General features: G+C 69.1%; 21 protein-coding genes. 11 read left to right on the top strand and 10 right to left on the bottom strand.

Annotated features, from left to right (window positions below):
• Positions 1-41: 41 nt before the first annotated feature.
• The 6 genes from H4281_RS21670 (at position 42) to H4281_RS21645 (ending at position 5,369) form a co-directional block, all read left to right on the top strand.
• Positions 42-923 (top strand): phosphoribosylaminoimidazolesuccinocarboxamide synthase, encoded by an 882-nt coding sequence (locus H4281_RS21670; RefSeq protein WP_182892763.1) that lies wholly within the window; start codon positions 42-44, stop codon positions 921-923.
• 62 nt (positions 924-985) lie between these two features.
• A complete protein-coding gene (locus H4281_RS21665; protein ID WP_182892762.1) occupies positions 986-1,807 on the top strand; it encodes a helix-turn-helix domain-containing protein in 822 nt (273 codons plus the stop codon).
• A gap of 30 nt (positions 1,808-1,837) precedes the next feature.
• On the top strand, positions 1,838-2,674 hold the full coding sequence (locus H4281_RS21660; RefSeq protein WP_182892761.1) for a patatin-like phospholipase family protein: 837 nt from the start codon (positions 1,838-1,840) through the stop codon (positions 2,672-2,674).
• A gap of 449 nt (positions 2,675-3,123) precedes the next feature.
• Positions 3,124-3,648 (top strand): NADPH-dependent FMN reductase, encoded by a 525-nt coding sequence (locus H4281_RS21655; RefSeq protein WP_370648233.1) that lies wholly within the window; start codon positions 3,124-3,126, stop codon positions 3,646-3,648.
• Between the two features lie 71 nt (positions 3,649-3,719).
• On the top strand, positions 3,720-4,580 hold the full coding sequence (locus tag H4281_RS21650; RefSeq protein ID WP_182892759.1) for a class I SAM-dependent methyltransferase: 861 nt from the start codon (positions 3,720-3,722) through the stop codon (positions 4,578-4,580).
• 90 nt (positions 4,581-4,670) lie between these two features.
• Positions 4,671-5,369 carry a DUF2334 domain-containing protein gene (locus H4281_RS21645; protein WP_182892758.1) on the top strand — a complete coding sequence of 233 codons (699 nt, stop codon included), beginning with the start codon at positions 4,671-4,673 and terminating at the stop codon, positions 5,367-5,369.
• Here the strand turns inward: H4281_RS21645 and H4281_RS21640 are convergent.
• A complete protein-coding gene (locus H4281_RS21640) occupies positions 5,366-6,001 on the bottom strand; it encodes an MBL fold metallo-hydrolase (RefSeq protein WP_182892757.1) in 636 nt (211 codons plus the stop codon). The two genes, H4281_RS21645 and H4281_RS21640, sit on opposite strands and share 4 nt — an antisense overlap.
• Positions 6,002-6,201: 200 nt before the next feature.
• Between H4281_RS21640 and H4281_RS21635 the strand changes: the two genes are divergently transcribed.
• Both H4281_RS21635 and H4281_RS21630 read left to right on the top strand, forming a co-directional pair.
• A complete protein-coding gene (locus H4281_RS21635; protein WP_182892756.1) occupies positions 6,202-7,698 on the top strand; it encodes an aldehyde dehydrogenase family protein in 1,497 nt (498 codons plus the stop codon).
• A 9-nt stretch (positions 7,699-7,707) separates the two neighbouring features.
• On the top strand, positions 7,708-8,871 hold the full coding sequence (locus tag H4281_RS21630; protein WP_182892755.1) for a lactate 2-monooxygenase: 1,164 nt from the start codon (positions 7,708-7,710) through the stop codon (positions 8,869-8,871).
• A 4-nt stretch (positions 8,872-8,875) separates the two neighbouring features.
• Here the strand turns inward: H4281_RS21630 and H4281_RS21625 are convergent, their stop codons facing one another.
• Positions 8,876-9,217, bottom strand: coding sequence for a hypothetical protein (locus tag H4281_RS21625; protein ID WP_182892754.1), 342 nt, complete (start codon positions 9,215-9,217; stop codon positions 8,876-8,878).
• Positions 9,218-9,315: 98 nt separating this feature from the next.
• Between H4281_RS21625 and H4281_RS21620 the strand changes: the two genes are divergently transcribed.
• On the top strand, positions 9,316-10,500 hold the full coding sequence (locus H4281_RS21620; protein WP_182892753.1) for a glycosyltransferase 87 family protein: 1,185 nt from the start codon (positions 9,316-9,318) through the stop codon (positions 10,498-10,500).
• Here the strand turns inward: H4281_RS21620 and H4281_RS21615 are convergent.
• From H4281_RS21615 to H4281_RS21605, 3 genes are all read right to left on the bottom strand, one after another.
• Positions 10,497-11,309, bottom strand: coding sequence for a class I SAM-dependent methyltransferase (locus H4281_RS21615; protein ID WP_182892752.1), 813 nt, complete (start codon positions 11,307-11,309; stop codon positions 10,497-10,499). The two genes, H4281_RS21620 and H4281_RS21615, sit on opposite strands and share 4 nt — an antisense overlap.
• Positions 11,306-12,886, bottom strand: coding sequence for a GMC family oxidoreductase (locus H4281_RS21610; RefSeq protein WP_182892751.1), 1,581 nt, complete (start codon positions 12,884-12,886; stop codon positions 11,306-11,308). The genes H4281_RS21615 and H4281_RS21610 overlap by 4 nt, the downstream gene beginning before the upstream one ends.
• An 82-nt stretch (positions 12,887-12,968) precedes the next feature.
• On the bottom strand, positions 12,969-13,844 hold the full coding sequence (locus tag H4281_RS21605) for a hypothetical protein (protein ID WP_182892750.1): 876 nt from the start codon (positions 13,842-13,844) through the stop codon (positions 12,969-12,971).
• A gap of 93 nt (positions 13,845-13,937) precedes the next feature.
• Here H4281_RS21605 and purS point away from each other — a divergent pair, with 93 nt between their 5' ends.
• Positions 13,938-14,177, top strand: a complete 240-nt coding sequence (gene purS, locus H4281_RS21600; protein ID WP_037808692.1) for a phosphoribosylformylglycinamidine synthase subunit PurS — start codon at positions 13,938-13,940, stop codon at positions 14,175-14,177.
• Positions 14,174-14,851: a phosphoribosylformylglycinamidine synthase subunit PurQ gene (gene purQ, locus H4281_RS21595; protein ID WP_182892749.1), complete on the top strand. Its 678-nt coding sequence runs from the start codon at positions 14,174-14,176 to the stop codon at positions 14,849-14,851. The genes purS and purQ overlap by 4 nt, the downstream gene beginning before the upstream one ends.
• A 63-nt stretch (positions 14,852-14,914) precedes the next feature.
• Here the strand turns inward: purQ and H4281_RS21590 are convergent, their stop codons facing one another.
• The 5 genes from H4281_RS21590 to H4281_RS21570 all read right to left on the bottom strand — a co-directional run bounded on the left by H4281_RS21590 (position 14,915) and on the right by H4281_RS21570 (position 20,528).
• Entirely contained in the window at positions 14,915-15,334 is a 420-nt protein-coding gene (locus H4281_RS21590; protein ID WP_182892748.1) for a pyridoxamine 5'-phosphate oxidase family protein, read from the bottom strand.
• A 143-nt stretch (positions 15,335-15,477) separates the two neighbouring features.
• Positions 15,478-15,660: a hypothetical protein gene (locus H4281_RS21585; RefSeq protein ID WP_182893042.1), complete on the bottom strand. Its 183-nt coding sequence runs from the start codon at positions 15,658-15,660 to the stop codon at positions 15,478-15,480.
• 36 nt (positions 15,661-15,696) lie between these two features.
• Complete coding sequence (locus tag H4281_RS21580; protein ID WP_182892747.1) at positions 15,697-17,046, bottom strand: outer membrane protein assembly factor BamB family protein; 1,350 nt, start codon at positions 17,044-17,046, stop codon at positions 15,697-15,699.
• A gap of 108 nt (positions 17,047-17,154) precedes the next feature.
• Entirely contained in the window at positions 17,155-18,897 is a 1,743-nt protein-coding gene (locus H4281_RS21575; RefSeq protein ID WP_182892746.1) for an ABC transporter ATP-binding protein, read from the bottom strand.
• Positions 18,894-20,528, bottom strand: coding sequence for an ABC transporter ATP-binding protein (locus tag H4281_RS21570; protein WP_182892745.1), 1,635 nt, complete (start codon positions 20,526-20,528; stop codon positions 18,894-18,896). The genes H4281_RS21575 and H4281_RS21570 overlap by 4 nt, the downstream gene beginning before the upstream one ends.
• Positions 20,529-20,607 lie beyond the last annotated feature (79 nt).

Genomic DNA, 20,607 nt, shown 5'->3' with positions numbered 1-20,607 from the left:
CATCATCCTCGCTGTAGCGGTGCTCGGGTTAGGGTGCAGCAGTGACGACGCTCGCCGATTACCCGAAGATCGCTGCCGGAAAAGTCCGGGACCTGTACGCGGTCGGGGACGACCACCTGCTGCTGGTCACCTCGGACCGCATCTCCGCCTACGACTTCATCCTGGACACGCCCATCCCCGACAAGGGCCGCGTGCTCACGGCGATGAGCGTGTTCTGGTTCGAGCAGCTGTCGGACCTGGTCCCGAACCACCTTGTCGCGTACGACGACCCGCGCATCCCTGAAGAGGTACGCGGGCGCGCGCTGCTCGTCCGCCGTCTCGACATGCTTCCGGTCGAAGCTGTCGCGCGCGGGTACCTCACGGGGTCCGGTTACTCGGACTATCAGCGCACGGGCGCAGTGTGCGGCGTAGAGCTGCCCGAAGGGCTCGTGGAGGCATCGAAGCTGCCGTCGCCGATCTTCACGCCCGCGACGAAGGCGGCGTTCGGCGAGCACGACGAGAACGTTTCGTTCGACGCAGTGGTCGCGACTATCGGTGCGAAGCGCGCGGAGGAGCTACGCGAGGCGACGCTCGCGGTGTACCGCCGTGGCGCGGAAGTGGCGGCGAAGCGCGGAATCCTGCTGGCGGACACGAAGTTCGAGTTCGGCGTGGACGAGACGGGCGCGCTGGTGCTGGCGGACGAAGTGCTGACGCCGGATTCGTCGCGGTACTGGCCGGCGGAGGGGTACGAGCCGGGAAGGGTGCAGCCGTCGTTCGACAAGCAGTACGTGCGCAATTGGCTGACGGGCCCGGAGTCGGGCTGGGAGAGGGCGTCGAACGTACAGCCGCCGCCGTTGCCGAGTGAAGTGGTGGAGGCGACGAGGGGAAGGTACGTGGAGGCGTACGAGAGGATGACGGGGTTGTCGCTGGAGGACTGGCTGTAGCCCGAGGGGGTCCTGGGGAGAGAACCCCGAAAACTGTCGGCACCCCCTGACACACTGCAACCATGACCACACCGTACGCAACACCGCGCGCGAGGGCATTGGGCCTGGAGTTACGCGCGGCGCGGGAGAGAAGAAGACTGGGTGTAAGAGAGTTGGCCCGGTTGCTGGGGATGACGCCTGGTTTCGTGACGAACTGGGAACGAGGACTGCGGCTGCCGAAGCCGGAGGACATCGGAGCGGTCCTGGCGCACTGCAGGGTGATCGGGCCGGACCGCAGGCGAATAGTGGAGATGGCGCGAGGAGCGCGAGAGCAGGACTGGATAGACAGCGGCGGAGAAGAGCCGTACCTGGAGTGGGAACGCACGGCGGAGGCAGTGTTCGGCTGGGAGCCGGAAGCAGTGCCGCAGCTGTTGCAGACGAGCGGGTACGCACGAGCGCTGCTGTCGAGTTCTGCGGCCGTTGCCGCGGACGAAGTGGATGCGCGCGTAGCCGAGAGGCTGTCGCGGCGAGTGGTGCTCGATTCGGGCGCGCGGTGTGTGTTGGTGCTGGGGGAAACGGCGCTGCACAAGAAGATCGGTGGCGCGGAAGCGATGGCGGAACAGCTGTGGCATCTGCGCGAGCGGCTGGCGGAAGGCAAGGTCGAGGTGCGAGTGGTCCCGGCGGACCGCCGCCCCGATCTGGGCAGGGCGTTCACGATTTTCGATTTCGCGGACCTGCCCTCGATCGTCCACGAGCGGTTGCTGCGGGAAAGTGCCAGCAGTTCGAGTCCTGCGCGGGTCGCGAAATACCGTGAGGTAGCGGAAACGCTGCTGGAGCTGTCGTTGCCGAAACCCGAGACGGACGCCCTGCTGGAGTCGGCGCTTCGGAAGTTGTCGGTGCCGTAGGGCAGAGTGGGTGCCGGTGAAAGGAGCGGCATGAGCCGAGCTTTGGTGTTGGGCGGCGGTGGCGTCGCCGGGATCGCGTGGGCGACCGGTTTGCTGACCGGGCTGGCGGAAGCGGGCCAGGACGTGACCGATGCCGACGTGCTGATCGGCACGTCAGCGGGTGCGGCGGTGGCGGCACAGCTGGGCAGCGGACTGCCGCTGCCGCAGTTGTACGCGAGGCAAACCGACCCGTCCTTGCAAGCGGCGGAGATCGCGGCCGAGTTCGACCCGGAAAAGTTCGGCGAGGATTTCGCCGCGGTGCTGGCCGACGGCGGCACCGCGGCGGAAATCCGCCAGGCGATGGGAGAATACGCCCTGGCCGCGAAAACCGTCCCGGAACCGCGGCGGCGCGCAGTGATCGAATCCCGCCTGCCGTCCCACGATTGGCCCGATCGTGCGATGAAAATCGTTGCGGTAGAAGCGGAAACCGGTGAGCCATCGGTGTTCGAGCGCTCGTCCGGTGTCTCGCTGGTCGCCGCAGTGGAGGCAAGCTGCGCAGTGCCCGGCGTCTGGCCAGCGGTGCCGATCAACGGAGGATGGTATGTCGACGGCGGCGTCCGCTCCTCCGCGAATGCCGACTATGCAACAGGTTTCGCCCAGGTGACAGTGGTCGTCCCGATGGGCGCGGCAGAGGCATTCCCGACGGAGCGACCGTTCGGTCAGGTGGTGGCGGATCTGCGCTCGGCAGGCGCGAAGGTCGCGGTCTTGGAACCAGACGAGGCATCGGTCGCGGCGATCGGTCCGAACCCGCTGGACCCGGAAACCCGCTCCGCAGCCGCGGCGGCCGGTTTGGCACAGGGACAACGGGGTGGGGTGGTGTGGGAGTGAGTTCGTCCTGGCACCAGCCTGGTCGCTGACCTCGGCGGGCTGGGCACCGCATTCAGGCGAGGGCTGGTCGCTGGCCTCGGTGGGCTGGGCGCCGCGTTCAGGCGAGGGCTGGTCGCTGACCTCGGCGGGCTGGGCACCGCATTCAGACGAGGGCTGGTCGCTGTCGGCTCCAGGCCAGCGCGCAGGTCGTGTCCGGCCGGCTGTCGCCGAGCCCTGCCAGCGTCGGAGCGGGACGCGTTGGCTTCAGGCTGCTCCGGAGTCTGCGCTCCGCTGGGCAACCCGGTTCGTCACCAAGCGTTCACCGCCAAGGTCGGCGCGCGCCGGAAGCGCGTCAGGGCTGGCATCGGGTGGTGATTGCGTTCGGGCGGTTGCAGTGGGTGAAAGTCAGGCGCGCCCCGAAAAGCCGACCCCGCGGCCGCCCTGGCACTGGCACACTGGGCCTCGTGCTTCTGCTCATCAGCGGCAGCCTGCGGGCCGGTTCGGTCAACGCGGCTGTCATCGCGACCGCGGCTGGCTTTACGGCGTCCACTGTGTACGGTGGGCTCGCTGGGCTGCCGCACTTCAATCCGGACTTTGACCGGGATCCGTTGCCGGTCGAAGTCGCGGCGTTGCGGGAGGCGATCGGGGCGGCGGACGGCGTCTTGTTCTGCACCCCGGAGTACGCCGGCGGCCTGCCGGGTTCCTTCAAGAATCTGCTCGACTGGACGATCGGCGGCGGCGAGATGTACGGCAAACCCGTCGCGTGGATCAACGCGTCTTCGGTTGCCGCGCCGACTGGGGGTGCGGACGCGCACGAATCTCTCCGCAAAACCCTCACCTACGCGGGCACTCGCATCGTCGACGACGCTTGTGCGCGGATTCCGATTCCCCGCCAAGCCGTCGAGAACGGGGCCCTCATCGATCCCGACCTGCGGGGGCGGATCGCGGTCGCGGTGCGGCGACTGGTGGAGGCGGCCAAACCGGCCAATCCGTGAGTTGCTGAGCCCAGTCGGCTAGCGCGAAAATCGGTGGCACTGCGGCATTTGCCCGGTTAGCGTCCGCAGGCGTGAGTTACGAGCATCCCCTCGCTTACCTCGTCGGCATCGAAGGCGCGGCGTTGCTCCGCGCGTTCACCGGCGAGCATGATCGCGAGTTCGTCGAAGCGCGGCTCGCTGAAATTCGTGCGCTGCTGGCGGACGAAGGCCTGGCCAAGGGGGTCGAGGTAGCGCAGCTCGCCCCGCGAGACGGTTATGCGCGCTGGGCAGCGGCGTATGACTCCGGTGAGAACGCCGCGTTCGCTGACGAGCCCCACGTCGCGGCGATCCTCGACGCCATCCCGCCGGGGCGTGCGCTCGACGCTGCTTGCGGCACCGGACGTCTCACCCGCCTCCTGGTCGAACGCGGCCACCGCGTCGTCGCCGTCGACGGTTCGCCGGAGATGCTCAGTCACGCTGAGGCCGACTCGACTTTTGTCGCTGACCTGCATGAACTTCCGGTTGACGACGGGTCGCAGGACGTCGTGCTGTGCGGCCTCGCACTGCCGCACGTGCCGGATCTGATGCCGGTGGTCGCGGAGTTTGCCCGGGTACTCGCGCCGGGTGGGCACCTTGTTCTCTCGGATGTGCATCCTGAGCAGGTCCAGCGCGGATCGATCCCGTCCGTGCGCACGGACGGCGGTGACCCGGCTCGGGTGCGGACTAGGCAGCACCGCGTTGGTGATTACTTGCGTGCGTTCTTCGCTGCGGGCCTCGCGCCGGTGAGCTGTCAGGAACCGAGGCCCGCACCTGCGGAACCGCGCTACGTGCCTGGTGGCGGGCCGTGGGATCTCTGGCCGTGGTCGCTGAACGGCCTGGTGCCGGACGCGTTGGCCGCGGCGGCGAAAGACGTGCCGTCGCTGCTCATCTGGCACTGCCGCAAAGCCGGATAAAACCCAGCGGTGACTGTCCGCCGGGTAAGTCTCACTCGCAGTTCACGGAGCGGTCAGGCGGTCGCCACACGGCTGCGGCGCAATGGTGGTGTGGATGCTCGCCTGCTGGTCTCGCTGTCCGGGGTCACCACGCGCACGCTGCACCGTTGTGCGCATCTGGCGGCCGAACTCGAACGTCGGCACGTCCCGCTGTCGATCCTGCATGTCGCGCGCACCGAGGACGGGCCCGTCACGGCCTGGGTCCGTACGCGCGCCGCGGCGGGCGACTCGGTGTTGCTCAATGGCTACGACCACCGCATTCCGCCGACGCATCGCGCCGTGCACCTGGGGCGCAAGGCTGAGTTCGCCGTGCTCCCCGCGCACGAAGCACGGCTTCGGCTCATCGCCGCGAAGGCTGCCCTCGATGCGACCGGCGTGACTGTCGACGGCTTCGCGCCGCCGCGTTGGCTGGCGTCGCCTGGCACTGTGCAGGCGTTGCGGGAGCATGGCTTCACGCTGTGCGCCGACCAGAACGCCGTACGGGACCTGGTGACCGGCGAGGTCCGGCGCGCGCGGGTGCAGGACTTCACGAGTCAGTCCCACCGTACGGAGACTGTCCGCTGCTTCGCGCTCGTACTGGCTTCCGCGCGGGCCGCGCGCCGAGGCGGGTTGGTGCGGCTTGGCATTGACGCCGCTGACCTCAGCCGCCCCGGCTTGCGGCAGGCGTTGCTGGACGCGGTGGACGTCGCCCTGGAAAACCGGGCTTTCGGGAGCACTTACGGCTCCCTGCGCCACACCGCTCCCGCCTAGAGTTCCGTCGCGACGCCTCGATCCAGCACCTTCACCTCGGTGCCCTCGGGAGCGAGGTTCTGGAACAGCCCGTAGTGCATTGCCGGGTTGGCCAGCACCGCCTCGTGGATCGGCACCGAACGGCGCGGCGCGACCGCGCGCAGGAAGTCCACGGCTTCGCCCGCCTTCAGCCACGGGGCCCCGGTGGGCAGGCCGAGCACGTCGACCTTTTGCTCGGGCACGAAGAACGAGTCACCCGGGTGGTAGAACGCGCCGTGGTCGACGAGGTAGCCGATGTTCGGGATCACCGGGATGTCGGCGTGGATCACCGCGTGCTCGCCGCCGACGACCGACACCGACGTGCCGCCGAACTCGAACGCGTCGCCGGGCCGTGCGACCTCGAACTCCAGGTGCAGCTTCTCGATCGCCTCGGCCGAGCCCGGGTCGACGATCAGCTTCGCGTCCGGGTTGGCCTTGAGCAGGCCGGGCAGCCGTTCGACGTCGAGGTGGTCGAAGTGCTGGTGGGTGATCAGCACCGCGGACAGTTCGCGCTCGTTCTCGAAACCGGTGGAGAACGTGCCAGGGTCGAGCAGAATCCGCTCCGCGGCGGTCTCGAGCAGTACGCAGGAATGTCCGAAATGGACGATCCGCATCAGGTTTTCTCCTTACCAAGATCGGTCGGTTCAACCCTACGCTCCGTGCCTGGTCCACGAGGGTGTCCAGCGAGGACTCCCGGTCGGAGGACTTTCCGCGCCAGCTCCTGAGATGCCATGCTGGCGGGAAGCCCGGGCAACTGTTGGCAGAGTGTCAGCAACCTCGTAGCCTGGGGGTTCACCGACACGGGGAGACGCCGATGACCGCGGTCCAGCCGAAGCCGACGCCCGTCGGCGAGACGTTCGATTCGCTCAGCCCGGCCACCGACGAGGTCGTCGGCACCTACCCGGTGCACACGGCCGAGCAGGTCAACGCCGCTGTCGAACGGGCGAGGGCGGCCGCGCGCTGGTGGGACGGCCTCGGCTTCGCCGGGCGCGCGGAGCGGCTGCAGCGCTGGAAGGGCGTGCTCACCCGGCGGCTCCCGCAGCTGTGCCAGGTCGTGCGCGACGAAACCGGCAAGCCGATCGCGGACGCCCAGCTCGAGAGCGTGCTGGCGATCGAGCACATCGCGTGGGCGGCGAAGAACGCCCGCAAGGTGCTCGGCAAGCACCGCCGTTCGTCCGGTCTCCTCATGGCCAACCAGGCCGCGACCGTCGAGTACCTCCCGCTCGGCGTCGTCGGCGTGATCGGGCCCTGGAACTACCCGGTGTTCACCCCGCTCGGCTCCATCGCGTACGCGCTGGCCGCGGGCAACGCCGTCGTCTTCAAGCCCAGCGAGTACACCCCCGGCGTCGGAAAATGGCTGGTCGACGCGTTCGCCGAGATCGTGCCCGAGCAGCCGGTGCTGCAGCTGATCACTGGCTTCGGCGAGACCGGCGCCGCGCTGGTCGGCTCCGGCGTGGACAAGATCGCGTTCACCGGCTCCGCGGCCACCGGCAAGAAGATCATGGCCGCCGCCGCGAACACCCTCACCCCGGTCGTGATCGAGGCGGGCGGCAAGGACGCGCTGCTGGTCGACACGGACGCGGACCTCGAAGCCGCGGCCGACGCCACTGTCTGGGGCGCGTTCTCCAACTCCGGTCAGACCTGCATCGGCGTCGAGCGCGTCTACGTGCACGAACGCGTGGCCGACGAGTTCGTCGCGCGGGTGGTGGAGAAGGCGAAGAACGTGCGCGCCGGCTCCGACGAGGACGCGCAGTACGGTCCGATCACCATGCCCTCGCAGCTTTCGGTGATCCGCAGCCACATCGAGGACGCACTGAAGCGCGGCGGGAAAGCGCTGGTCGGCGGCGTGGAGAGCGTCGGCGACCGCTATGTCCAGCCGACCGTGCTGGTCGACGTCCCGGAGGACTCCGAGGCGGTGCGCGAGGAGACGTTCGGCCCGACGGTCACCATCGCCAGGGTCCGCGACATGGACGAAGCGATCGAGAAGGCGAACGCGACCAAGTACGGCCTCGGCTCCACGGTGTTCTCGCGGGCGCGCGGCGCCGAGCTGGCCTCGCGGCTGCGCGCGGGCATGACCTCGGTGAACGCGCCGCTTTCGTTCGCCGGCATCGCCTCGCTGCCCTTCGGCGGCGTCGGCGACTCCGGGTTCGGCCGGATCCACGGCCCGGAGGGGCTGCGCGAGTTCGCCCGCCCGAAGGCAGTGGCCCGGCAGCGGTTCACCGCGCCGCTCACGCTCACTTCCTTCTCCCGCAAGGAATCCACGGACGCACTGGTCGCCAAGCTGGTGACCGTCCTGCACGGCAAGCGCTGAGGAGAACTGTTGCCCGGCTTCGGCGATTTCCAGCACGAGATCTACTTCGCCGGGCTGTCCGGCCGCGTTCCGGACCTGCCGATGGCATACGCGGAACTGGAAGCGCGTGCGGCACAAGCGCTTCCGCCGTCTGTACTGTCCTATGTGGCCGGTGGAGCGGGCGACGAGCGGACCCAGCGCGGGAACGTCGAGGCATTCGAGCGCTGGGGTCTGGTCCCGCGGATGTTCGTGGGTGCGCAGGAACGCGACCTGTCGGTGGACCTGTTCGGCATGAACCTGCCGTCGCCGCTGTTCCTTGCGCCGGTCGGCGTTATCGGCCTGTGCGCGCAGGACGGCCACGGCGACTTGGCGACCGCGCGGGCCAGCGCCCGAACAGGCGTGCCGATGGTCGCTTCGACACTGAGCGTCGACCCGATGGAAACGCTCGTCCCGGAACTGGGCGACACCCCCGGATTTTTCCAGCTGTACACGCCAACTGACCGTGACGTCGCCGCCTCGCTCGTGCAACGCGCCGAGGCGGCGGGCTTCCGCGGCATCGTGGTCACGCTCGACACCTGGGTGACCGGCTGGCGGCCGCGCGACCTGTCGACGGCGAACTTCCCGCAGTTGCGCGGGCATTGCCTGGCCAACTACTTCACCGACCCGGTGTTCCGGAAACGGCTCGGCAAGGCTCCCGACGACGACCCGGCGGCCGCCGTCGGACTGTGGGCTCAGCTTTTCGGCAACCCGCTGACCTGGGAAGACCTGCCCTGGCTGCGGTCCCTGACCAAGCTTCCGCTGCTGGTGAAAGGCATCCAGCATCCCGACGACGCCCGCCGCGCGATCGACGGCGGGGTCGACGGGATCTACTGCTCCAATCACGGCGGACGGCAGGCCAACGGCGGCCTCCCGGCGCTGGACTGCCTGGCCGAAGTGGTCGACGCCGCGGACGGCACGCCGGTGCTGTTCGACTCCGGCGTTCGCTCCGGAGCCGACGTGGTCAAGGCGCTGGCCTTGGGCGCGACCGCGGTAGGCGTCGGCCGCCCGTACGCCTGGGGATTGTCGTTGGCTGGTGAGGACGGCGTTGTCCATGTGCTGCGTACCTTGCTCGCCGAAGCTGACTTGATCATGGCCGTCGACGGCTATCCGACCCTGGCCGGCCTCACCCGCGAGGCACTGCGGAGAGTCGGCTAGCCGCTTACGAGGGCAGGAAATACCCCTCGCTCTCGTCCCACGGGATGTCGAAATCGTCCAGGTGCACGTGCCACTGCGCGTCCGGGAGGGCACGGCGCAACTCGGTCACCGAACCAAGGACGTGTTCGAGCACCGGCATCACGTGGTCGACTTCGAACGGCATCTTGGTGGACCCGGCCACGATCGCGTCCGGCTCGTCGCCGCCCTCCTCGTACAGGAAGAGGGATTCCTCGTCGGGACAGGGAAAAGACGCCTGCCGGGCGGTGACGATGCGCTCGATGGCGGTGGTCTCGGCAGCGGTGAGCGCGGATGCCCGGCTCGCGTTGTAGTAGAGGGAGGTGCTCATGGGGCCGACTGTAACGACGGGGTACGACAATTCCGTGAAAACGGTCATCCGGAACAGTCCGCCCGCTTGTTGCGCAGGCAGCTACAATCGCCGCCCGTATGTGGTTTCAAGGAAAGGCCGGGCGGATCCTCGCCTGGTCGTCCGCACTCGGCGCGGTAGCCCTCGTCGCGGGCGCAGCGGCCGTCATCAGCAGCTTCAACCCGGTTGACTTGCAGGTTTACCGCTTCGGAGCGGATGCCGCCGTCCGTGGCGGCGACCTGTACGGTCCGCTCCCGACCACCACGGCCGGGTCCATGCTGCCGTTCATCTACCCGCCCTTCGCCGCGATGCTCTTCTCCGCCCTGGCGCTCCCGCCGCTGCCGGTCGCGTCAGTTCTGCTCGACCTCCTCTCCGCCGCGTCGCTCTGGATCGTCTTGTACACCACGGTCCGCCGCCTGTGGCGCGACTGGAATCGCCGGTCCGCGGTGCTCACTGCCTCCGCGTTGACCGTTGCGGCACTTGCCTTCGAGCCCGTGCGCTCGACTATCGGCTTCGGACAGATCAACCTCGTCCTGATGGCCCTGGTCGGCGTGGATTGCCTGGCGCCCAACCCGCGCTGGCCGCGCGGAATACTCGTCGGCCTGGCCGCCGCGATCAAAGTGACACCCGCCGGTTTCCTGTTGTTCTTCCTGATCGCCAAGGATTTCCGCGCCGCCCGCAACGCACTGCTCACCGGTGCCGGGACGACTTTGCTCGGCTTCCTGGTCGCCCCGCACGCGTCCGTCGAGTACTTCTTCGGCGGCGGACTCACCGGCGCCGACGGCTTCAGCGGCTCGCCCTACGCGACCAACCAGACCATCCAAGGCGCCCTCAACCGCCTCGCGCTGCTGCCGCGGGCCCACGACCTGCTGTGGCTGTCGTTGTCCGCGTTCGTCCTGGTCGCCGCCGTACTGGTCATGCGGCGCGTCGACAGTTCGCTCGGCTTCGTCGTCAACGCGGCGGCGGTGCTCGTCCTGTCCCCGATTTCCTGGTCGCACCACTGGGTCTGGGTCGTGCCCGCAATGCTCATCCTCGCCGCCCGCGTCCGCACACTTCGCGCCGGCGCGGCGTTGGCGGCGGGCGCGGCGGTCTTCATCGCCGCGCCGCACACCTTCGTGCCCTCCAGCGGGATGAGGGAACTCGCGTGGGAACCGTGGCAGCACCTCGTCGGCGACGCCTACGTCCTCCTCGGCTTGGGTTTCCTTGCCTGGCAGCTCTTCGCAATGCAGTTCGCCCGTGTCCCCGCGCTGGAACGGGTCCGTTAAGCGGAACCGGGCCATGTCAGGGTCACCAGATCCCGGCCGGAGGATCCGAGATCGGGCGGCATTTCCGGGTCAACCCCCAGGTCCGCCAACGCCCGCTCGACGTCTGCGGCCGCGTCGGCAGGCAAGCACAACCGCCGCCGGACGACGTCCGCCATGGTCGCGAATTCCGCGTACTCCGGCTCCGGCGGCCGCCGCCATTCCACGACTTCCGGCTCGATCCCCGCTTCCGCGAGCGCCGCGAGACAGTCCGCGGCAGTCGGCCCCTCCGGTCGTTCAATGCCGTGAAACCGTTGCCACAACGGATTAAGCTCCGTCAACGGATGCCGCGCGGCCGTCTCGACCACCACCCGCCGCCGCGCCGCCGCAGTGAGCGCCGCGGCGAACGGGGCCAGGTCGGGCACGTTGTAAACCACGTTCCCGCACACGACAACGTCCGCCGCACCGGCTTCGTCGGCGAGATCGGGCCACCGGCCGGACAGCAGCCGATGCTCCACGCCCGCGGCCCGCTCGGCGAACGCCGCGAGCAACTCGTCGTCGGTGTCCACCGCTGTCACCGCGGTGACGTTCGACCGGCCGACCAGGGGCAGACTCGCCGCCCCGGCCGCCGCGCCGATGTCGAGCACCGTGCCCGGCTCCTGCAACGCCTCGGCAGCCAGTTGGTGAGTCGCCCCGATCGGCGCGGCGATCTGCCGGTCGGCACGCCGCAGGAACACCTCACGCGGGAGGACCCAAGGCGATTCCGGAGGGTGCACGGTTTCCGGAATCGCCCAGGCGGCAAGGAGATCCCGCCAGGTTGACAGAGCGGTCATCGAGCCCGGATCAGGTCCGCCGCCTTCTCCGCCACCATGATCGTCGGCGCGTTCGTGTTCCCGCGCGGCACCACCGGCATCACCGAAGCGTCCACCACCCGCAGCCCCGAAACCCCGCGCACCTTCAGATCCGGGTCGACGACCGCGTGCTCGCCACTGCCCATCGCGCACGTGCCGACCGGGTGATACAGCGTCTGCGTGTTCTCCCGGACATGCTCGGTCAACGCCTCGTCCGACAGCTCATGCGTCGCAGGCAAGAACGGCCGGTCCAGGAACTTCGCCAACGGACCTGACCGGCCGATCTCGATCAGCGATCGCAAGGCGGACTTCACCGACTCCAGATCGATCGACTCCGCGTAGTAAGCCGGGTCGATTTCCGGCTTCCACAACGGATTCGCCGACTTCAACCGCAGCCGGCCGCGGCTCGCGACGTCGACCAGCGTGGCCGCCGAGGTGAAGCCGGGACACGTCGGTTCGCGCATTCCGTTGTCGTAGAACAACGTCGGGGCCACGTGGATCTGCATGTCCGGCGCGGCCAGTCCGTCGCGGGTCGAGTAGAACGCGCCTGCCTCGCCGATGTTCGACGCGAGCGGGCCGCGTTTGGTCAGCTGGTAGCGCACCAGTCCGGCAGGCGTCGCGGAGTCCGCGATGTCGGTGGTGCCCTTCGTCGACCAGATCACGCCGACCGCCGGGTGATCGTGCAGGTTGTCGCCGACGCCCGGCAGCGCGGCGACCACATCGATGCCTAGCTCGCGCAGATGCTCGGCCGGTCCGACGCCGGACAGCATCAGCAACTGCGGCGAGTTGATCGCACCGCCGGACAGCAGCACTTCGGCGTCCGCCCGGACCGTCGTCGGCACGCCTTTGTCCAGGTAGGACACTCCGACCGCGCGAGTGCCCTCGAAGACCACCTGCGTGACCTGCGCGTTCGTCCGCACGGTCAGGTTCGGCCGCGACAAAGCGGGCCGCAGGTAGGCGTCCGCCGTGGACCAGCGGCGGCCGCGCTTGCAAGTGACCTGGTAGAGCCCGGCCCCCTCCTGCGATTCGCCGTTGAAGTCGTCGGTGTGCTTGAGCCCCCACGCGACGGCGCTGTCCACCCACGCGTGCGACAGCTCGTGGGTGAACCGCCGGTCCTCGACGTGCAGCGGGCCGTCCGTGCCGTGCAGCGGGCCGCCGAGGCGCTGGTTGCCCTCGGCGCGTTTGAAGTACGGCAGCACGTCGTCCCAGCCCCAGCCGGTGGCTCCGTGCGCATCGCGCCAGCCGTCGTAGTCGGCGCGGTTGCCGCGGATGTAGATCATCGCGTTGATCGACGAGCAGCCGCCGAGCATCCGGCCGCGCGGCCAGTACTCCTTCTTGCCGGTGTGTTTCTGCTCGACGGTCTCGTAGTTCCAGTCCCACTTCGTCTTGAACAGCGACGCGAACGCCGCCGGGATCCGGACCTCGTCCGCGGTGTCCTCGCCGCCCGCCTCGAGCAGCAGCACCCGCGCGGACGGGTCCTCGCTCAGCCGGTTCGCCAGCACACAGCCCGCGCTGCCCGCGCCGACGATCACGTAGTCGAAGGAGTCCTGCTCTGGCACGCTGCCTCCCGGTGGTGTTGACACCCTGTCAACGACACATCATGGCGCAGGTCACGCTACGCGCAAGTCCCCGGAAAACCGATCAGTCGGAAGTGGGGTCGAAGGAGGTGACGCACGCGCCGTCCGCCGCGTCGTCGTCGGTCTCCACCCGGCCCTCGCTGGAGGTGCCGTCGACCTTGGCGTCGACGTGCACGATGGTCCGGCCCGCGGTCCGCAGCACGTCCGTCTTGCGAACGGTCAGCTTCGTTTCGCCGTAGATCCACTGCTGGGTGCCGCTGCGGGTGGTGTCCGGCGCGTCCCGGCACATGACGGACAACGCCGCCGGGATGTCGCGCGCGTTGACCGCGTCGATGAACTTCGTCGCGGCGTCCGTTCCGTCCTTGACCTGGGGACGCGGCTTCGGATCGGTCGACAGGCTGGCCAGCGGCGCCGGTTCGCCGCCCGACTTGGCGTCGCGCACGCACCACCCGTTGCCGTCCGGGATGATCGCGATGCCGTAGGTCAGGTCGCCCGCGGTGATCGTGGCCGCGCGCTCCTGCTGGCCGGTCGGATGCACCGGATTGCTGATCTTCGCCTCGCCCCTCGCGTTCCGGAAGAACTCGTCGGCGGTGTAGGTCCGCTTCGACCGGATCTTGCACCACAGCCGATCCAGCCCGGTCTGCTCGGTGATCGAGTTCGCGACCGACTGGGCCGTCTGCTCCGGCGTGCCCCGCGACGTCGTGTCCAGCTTCTCCTTGAAGAACCCCGGCGTCACCCAGCCGGTGAACGCGACCGCGCCGCCGAGCACCACGACCGCCGCGCCGAGCGAGATCCACAGCCCGGCCTTCGACTTCTTCTTCGGCGGCTGCGGGTAGTGCCCGAAAGACGGCGGGTACTGCTGCTGGAACTGCCCAGGCCGCGGCCCGCGCGGCGGAACAGGACCCTGCTGCGGGTATGGGCCCTGCGGCGGGTGGTTCATGTCTCCCCCTCGATACCGGTCTGTCTGCCGGTCAGGCTAGTGAAGTACGCTTCAAGTGCACCCACGACCTGCAGAAATAAGGAGCAGCCAGCCGTGGCTCGAGTCGTTGTCGACGTCATGCCCAAACCCGAGATCCTCGACCCGCAGGGCCAGGCGGTGGCGCGCGCGCTGCCGCGGCTGGGCTTCTCCGGGGTCGCCGACGTGCGCCAGGGGCGGCACTTCGAACTCGAGGTCGACGACGACGTCGATGACGAGACGCTGGCCAAGATGGCCGAGGGCTTCCTCGCCAACCCGGTGATCGAGCAGTGGACGATCCGGCGGGTGGAGGCGTGAGCGCCCGCATCGGCGTCATTACTTTCCCGGGCACGCTCGACGACGGCGACGCCGCCCGCGCGGTCCGCTACGCCGAGGCCGGGGCGGTTTCGCTCTGGCACGCCGACGACGACCTGAAGGGCGTCGACGCGGTCGTCGTCCCGGGCGGCTTCTCCTATGGCGACTACCTGCGCGCCGGCGTGATCGCCCGCTACGCGCCGGTGATGTCCTCGGTCATCGACGCCGCGCGCAAGGGCATGCCGGTGCTCGGCATCTGCAACGGCTTCCAGATCCTGTGCGAGGCCGGTCTGCTTCCCGGCGCGATGATCCGCAACGTCGGCCTGCACTTCGTATGCCGCGACCAGTGGCTGCGCGTGGACAACAACGCCACCGCGTGGACCACGCGCTACGAGGCGGGCGCGGAGATCCTGATTCCGCTCAAGAACAACGACGGCTGCTACGTCGCCGAGCAGTCCACTGTGGACATGCTGGAGGCGGAGGGCCGGGTGGCGTTCCGCTATGTCGGGGGCAACCCGAACGGCTCCCGCAACGACATCGCGGGCGTCACCAGCGAGAACGGCCGAGTGGTCGGTCTCATGCCGCACCCGGAGCACGCGATCGACGCCCTCACCGGCCCGTCCGACGACGGCCTCGGCATGTTCTACAGCGCGGTCGACGCGCTCGTGAAAGCCTGAACCAAACGTCCGTGAGGGGAACCTTGAGGGAAGCGGATTCCCTCGAGGTTCCCCTCACGGCTTTTACTTGCTGTGGTCGCTGGAGAGCCAGCGCTCGGTGCGCACCCGCACCAGCACCGAATTCTCCGTGAGCGAGCCCTCGACGAACTTCCGCGCCTCGGCCTCGGGCGCGTACCGCGTGGCGATGGCGAGCGCCTGTTCCTCGGTCGGCGCCGAGGACCGGTCCACGACCGGACCGGACACCGTGACGTACTTGTACGGCTGGGTTTCCTGCTGCACCGTCAGGCTCAGCCGGCCCGCCGCCTCGATCGCGCGGTCCTTCGCCGATCCGCGGTCCATCCAGATCAGCAGGTCGCCGCCGGGCTCGTAGTCGTACCAGACCGGCACGGCGAGCGGAGCCGCGCCGTCCCGGCCGATCGACAGCACGCCCACTCGCTTCTCGGCGAGGAACTTCTCTCGTTCGTCCACCGTCATGACCGCCATCCGGCGTCACCCCCAGGCTAGGAAGATCAGGATCCGCTTGAGGCCAACGCCGGATTTATGGCGAACATTCCGGATTCAGCTTGCTGCCTCGGCGAAGCAGCGGCAGATAACACTGCTCAGCTGGCCGCCTCGACCAGGCTTGATCAAGAACCACCCGCCGCGATCAAGTCCTGATGTGGGCCGAGCTCCGTGATCTCGATCACTGTGCGGCCTTCGAGCACCGCGTTCAGCGATCGTTCCAGCTCTCGCGCCGAACCGGTGTCCAGCAGAGACGTCGCCTCGTCCAGATCCGTGAAGGGAACCAGCCGGGACTCTGAGTCCCGCACAGTTCCCTTCACGGACTTGGGCTGGGCTGACCGTGTTCAGCCGAGCCGGAACACCAGTGCCGCGGACTGCCCGCTGTAGATCCCGCGGACTCCGAAAACGACCCCGTCTGCCCAGAACAAACGGCAGAACCACGGTGCCAAGCGGCGATCGCCGGAACCCCTGAGCGAGACCGTGCGCACGGGAGTCACAGCTCCGGTGTCCAGTGAGAACTTGACGATGCGCTGATCGGGACTGTCCTGGCCAGCGGAGACCACGGCGATCACCTGCCCGTGGTCCACCGCGAGCGGTGCCGCGACAATGCCGCCGCCGGGCGCCGGGGCTTCCCAGCGTTTGGCACCGGTGCGGAGGTCGAACGCGGCGAGGCGATTGGGCTTCTGCGGGCTTGTCAGCGCGAGCATCGTGGTGCCCGTGACGAGTGCTCGCGAACGTCGATGTGACGTGCCGTTGGAGATCCCGCTCAGGCTGTAGCCGAATCCGACGTCGCCCATGAAGCCGTTCAACGCGTCTCCGGCCTCGATGGTGGAAACCGGTTCGAGCGAGTCGTCGAGAGTTTCGTACACCCCTTTCGATGCATCGCTGAGGTAGGCGACCAGTGGCGACGCGCTCACCCACGCCATCGTGAGGTAGGACTTGCTCTTCACGAACTCGTTGTGCTGCTTGGGTTTTCCGGTCGCGGGATCGACGGCAACGGCGACGTACAAGTCGTCGCCGGAGTCTTTGGCGCTGCAGTGGGACAGCAGCACGAAGTCCGTGCTCCGCGGCATCCCGTCCGACGGGATGCAGTTCGAGTACACCTTCTCGTCGGTCGGTGGCGTGACCTCGGACCAGCGGACGGCGCCGGTGGCCGCGTCCAGCCCGAGAAGTTGTTGGTAGTGCACGACCACGACCGAACCGCCGACGATCTCCAGCACTGCGTGCTCGTCGAGTTTCGCCTCCGATGGGCTTCCCGACGAGGTGATGGGCATTGCCCGCTGCCACAGCAGCTTTCCCGCGTTGACATCCAGCACGGCCGCGCTCGAGCAGAGATCCCCATAGCCGACGGCGATGTGGTTATCGACGACAGAGGTGCTCGCCCCGCAGAAATGGCCGGAGGGGGAGGGGATCCTCCAGCGTTCCTTGCCGTCGCTCCGTGCGTACGCGACCGCATAGGTGTCGTTCACCAGCACCAGATCGTCGCCCACGACCCAGGAATCGATGCCGTTCTCGTAGGGCGGGACCCGGTCCGATCCCAGCTGCCACGGACCCGCCTGGGACACCGCGATCGCGTGGCCGGGCACCGTGCCGCTGTTGAGTGCGAGCGGTACCGCGATCGCCGCGATCACCACGGCGGCCAGAAATGCCGAGCTTGCGAGGAGAGCCCGCCGGCCACCCATTTTCTCAATCACTACCCGCTCCCCCCTTTCGATGCGGGTAGTGTATTTGGGGAAATCTGATCTCACCAAAGTTCCGCGGCAGCTTTCGCCGCGCCAGATTTGTCGTCCGGGAATCGCGCTTTAGCTCGCCGCCTCAACCAGCCGCGAGTACGGGCCGCCAGCCGCGATCAGGTCCTGATGCGGGCCGAGCTCGGTGATCCGGCCGCCCTCGACCACCGCGACCCGGTCCGCCGCAGCGGCCGTGTGCAGCCGGTGCGCGATCGCGATCACTGTGCGGCCTTCGAGCACCGCGTTCAGCGACCGTTCCAGCTCGCGCGCCGAACCGGTGTCCAGCAGCGAGGTCGCCTCGTCCAGCACCAGCGTGTGCGGGTCGGCCAGCACGACCCGGGCCAGCGCCAGTTGCTGCGCGAGACCGGCCGGAACCGCGTACGCGCCTGAGCCGAGCTTCGTGTCCAGCCCGTCCGGCAGCCCGGCCGCCCACTCCGCGGCACCGGCGGATGCGAGCGCGGCCATCAGTTCCTCGTCGGTCCAATCCCCGCCGTCGCGCCGGGCGGGCAGCGCCAGGTTTTCGCGCAGCGTGCCGGAAAACGTGTGGTGCTCCTGCGTCAGCAGCAGAACCTCGCCGCGCAGCACGTCGTCCGCGAGTGTCGACACCTCGGTGCCGCCGACGCGGATCGAACCCGCCGTCGGCGCCGAGATCCCGGCCAGCAGCCTGCCCAGCGTCGACTTGCCCGCACCGGACGGCCCGACGATCGCCAGCCGTTCTCCTCGCGGCACGCTCAAACTGATGCCGTGCAGCACCTCGCGGTCGGAGGTGTAGCCGAACCGGACGTCGCGCACCTCGATGTCGCGCCCGCGCGGCACCTCGGTGACTTTGTCCGCCGATTCGGCCGGCTGCACGCCGATGATCCGGCGCGTCGCGGCTATCGCGACCTGCAAGTCCTCCAGCCAGAACAACGCCTCGCTGAGCGGAGCGGTCATCGCCTGCGCGTACGCCAGCATCGTGGTGATCGTGCCGAGCCCGGCCCAGCCCTGGCTGTAGGCGAACAAACCCAGCAGCAGGAGCGCGGCGATCGGCAGCACGTAGCTGATCTCGAGCGACGGCAGCCAGCGCATCTGCAGCGCACGCATCCGGCGTTCGCCGAGCGTCGCCTGGTCGAGCGCGTGATGCCCGGCGCGGACTCGCCGTTCGGTGAGGCTGAGCGCCTCCGACGTCCGCGCGCCCTCCACGGTCTCGTGGGTGATCGACTGCAGATCGCCCCAGCGGTCGAGCATCCACGCGAACGCGCTCGGGATCTTCCGCTGATACCAGATGTTCACCGGCACCAGGATCGGAACCGCCACCAGCAGGGCCAGCGCGAGCAGCGGCGAGGTCACGATCATCGCGATGGTGGTGAACAGCAGGGTTACCGCGGCGATCAGGATCTCCGGCGCGGCGAACCGCACCGCGACGTCCAGCCGGTTGATGTCGGTGGTCGCCCGGCTGAGCAGGTCGCCGGTGCCGGCCGCCTCGACAGTGCCGAGCGGCAGGTCGAGCGCGTTCGTGACGAACCGTTCGCGGGTCTGCGCCAGCACCCGCTCGCCGAACATCCGGCCGCGCAGCCGCGCCGCCTTCCTCGCCCACGCCTGCAGCACGAGCACCACCACGAACGCCACTGCCAGCAGGTCCACCTGCAGCGTCGTGCCGTGTTCGACCACGCCGTCCACAAGCTTGCCGAGCAACTGCGGACCGGCCAGCCCGACCACGGTGGCCAGGCAGAACAGCCCGAGCATCACGGAGAACTCGCGCCGGTGCTCGACCGCCACGCGTTTCGCCCAGCGCCGCACTTCGCGTTTCGACGCCAGCGGGAGCCGCGTCGTCATACCGTCACTGCCTTTCCGTGCACGACCTCGTCGGCCACGTTCCTCCACAGTGGACTCTGGCTGAACACCACCGTGGTCCTTCCGGTCCGCAATTCCTTGGTGCGCTGGGTGATCCGGGCCTCGGTGTGCGCGTCGACCGCCGACGTCGGCTCGTCGAGCAGCAGCACGTCGGAGTCCATCGCCAGCGCGCGGGCCAGGCTCAGCCGCTGCCGCTGTCCGCCGGACACCTCGCGGCCGCGTTCGCCGATCAGCTCGTCGACGCCGCGCGGCAGGGCCTCGATGATGTCCTCGGCGTCCGCTGCGCGCAGCGCCGAGAAGATGTCGACCCCGCGCGGGTGCTCCGGGGTCAGCTGATCGCGCAGCACACCGGAAAACCACAGGTCCTGGTTGTGCGCGTACACCACCCGCCTGCGCAGTTCGGCGATCGCGACGCGATCCGCGGGTACCCCGCCGATCAGCGCCTGTTCGCCCTCGTCCGCGTCCGCGAACCGGCTCATCCGCGCGGCGATCGCCTCCGCCTCGGCGCCAAGGTCGACCACCGTCAGCTTGCCCGGCGCGATCCGGATTCCGCTGGCGGTGTCCACCAGCTCCAGCGGTCCGTCCGGCAGCGGCTGCGGCGACACCGGCTCGGCGAGCTTCGGCCGCAGAGCCAGCAGCCCGCACACCTTGCGCGCCGCGACCAGCCCCGAACTGAGCGAGCTGACCTGTTCGGTCGCCGTGGCGACCGGCACCACCAGGAACGCCGAAAGCCCGTAGAACGCCACCAGTTCGCCGACGCTGATCGTGCCGTCGAGCGCGAGCCGCGCGCCCAGCCAGGTGATCGCCACGGTGACCAGACCGGGCAGCAGCACCTCCGCGCCCGCCAGCCAGGATTCACTGCGCCCGACCTCGACCCCGGAGCGCCGCACCAGCTGGCTGGCGTCGCGGAACCGGGCGAGGAACCGCCGTTCGCCGCCGACGCCGCGCAGGATCCGCAGCCCGGACACGATGTCCGCGCCGAGCGCGTTCACCTCGCTCAGATTCTCCCGCTGCGCGGTTTTCCGCTTCTGCAGCGGCGCGAGCAGCGGACCGATGCCGAGCACCGCGAGCGGGACGCCGACCAGCGCGATCGTGCCCAGCACCGGCGAGGTGCCGAGCATCGCGATCCCGATGACCACGAACGCCACGATCGAACCGAACGTGCGGCCGATGACCTCGAACGCGTTGCCGACCCAGTTCATGTCCGACGACGTGACCGCGACGACGTTGCCGGTGGTGGTGGCGTCGCGCAGGGACGCGCCGATCCGGGTCGTGTGGTCGGTGACCAGGCGTTGGGTGGTGCCCGCGCCGTGGATCCACATGCCGTACGAAGCGAAGTGCAGTCCGGTGCCGAGCAGCGCCTGCGTCACGCCGAGCGCGGCCGCGATCAGCGCCCAGCGCCACAGCGCGGACGAGTCGCCCGCGGCGATCGCCCCGACGCCCCGGCCGATCACCAGCGGCAGCAGGGCGCTCGGCAGCGACCAGCCGGCCCCGGTGACGATCGCGGCGAGGACGAGCCCCGGCCGTGCGCGCAGGACCGCCAGCAGATACCGGACCGGCGTCGGACGTTCTGGGAGTCGGATGTCGGGAAAGCGGTACGTGGCGGAAAGCACGATCACTGACGCTAAGCCGCCGGGAGTGTCCAGCGCGACTGATTTATCCCCGGCGGACCAGGCCGGGCGGCTGCGGGTG

This window comes from Amycolatopsis dendrobii, assembly GCF_014145675.1.
GTDB lineage: Bacteria > Actinomycetota > Actinomycetes > Mycobacteriales > Pseudonocardiaceae > Amycolatopsis > Amycolatopsis dendrobii.
The sequence above is the reverse complement of the archived record's forward strand: the minus strand, read 5'-3'. Positions and strand labels throughout refer to the sequence as shown.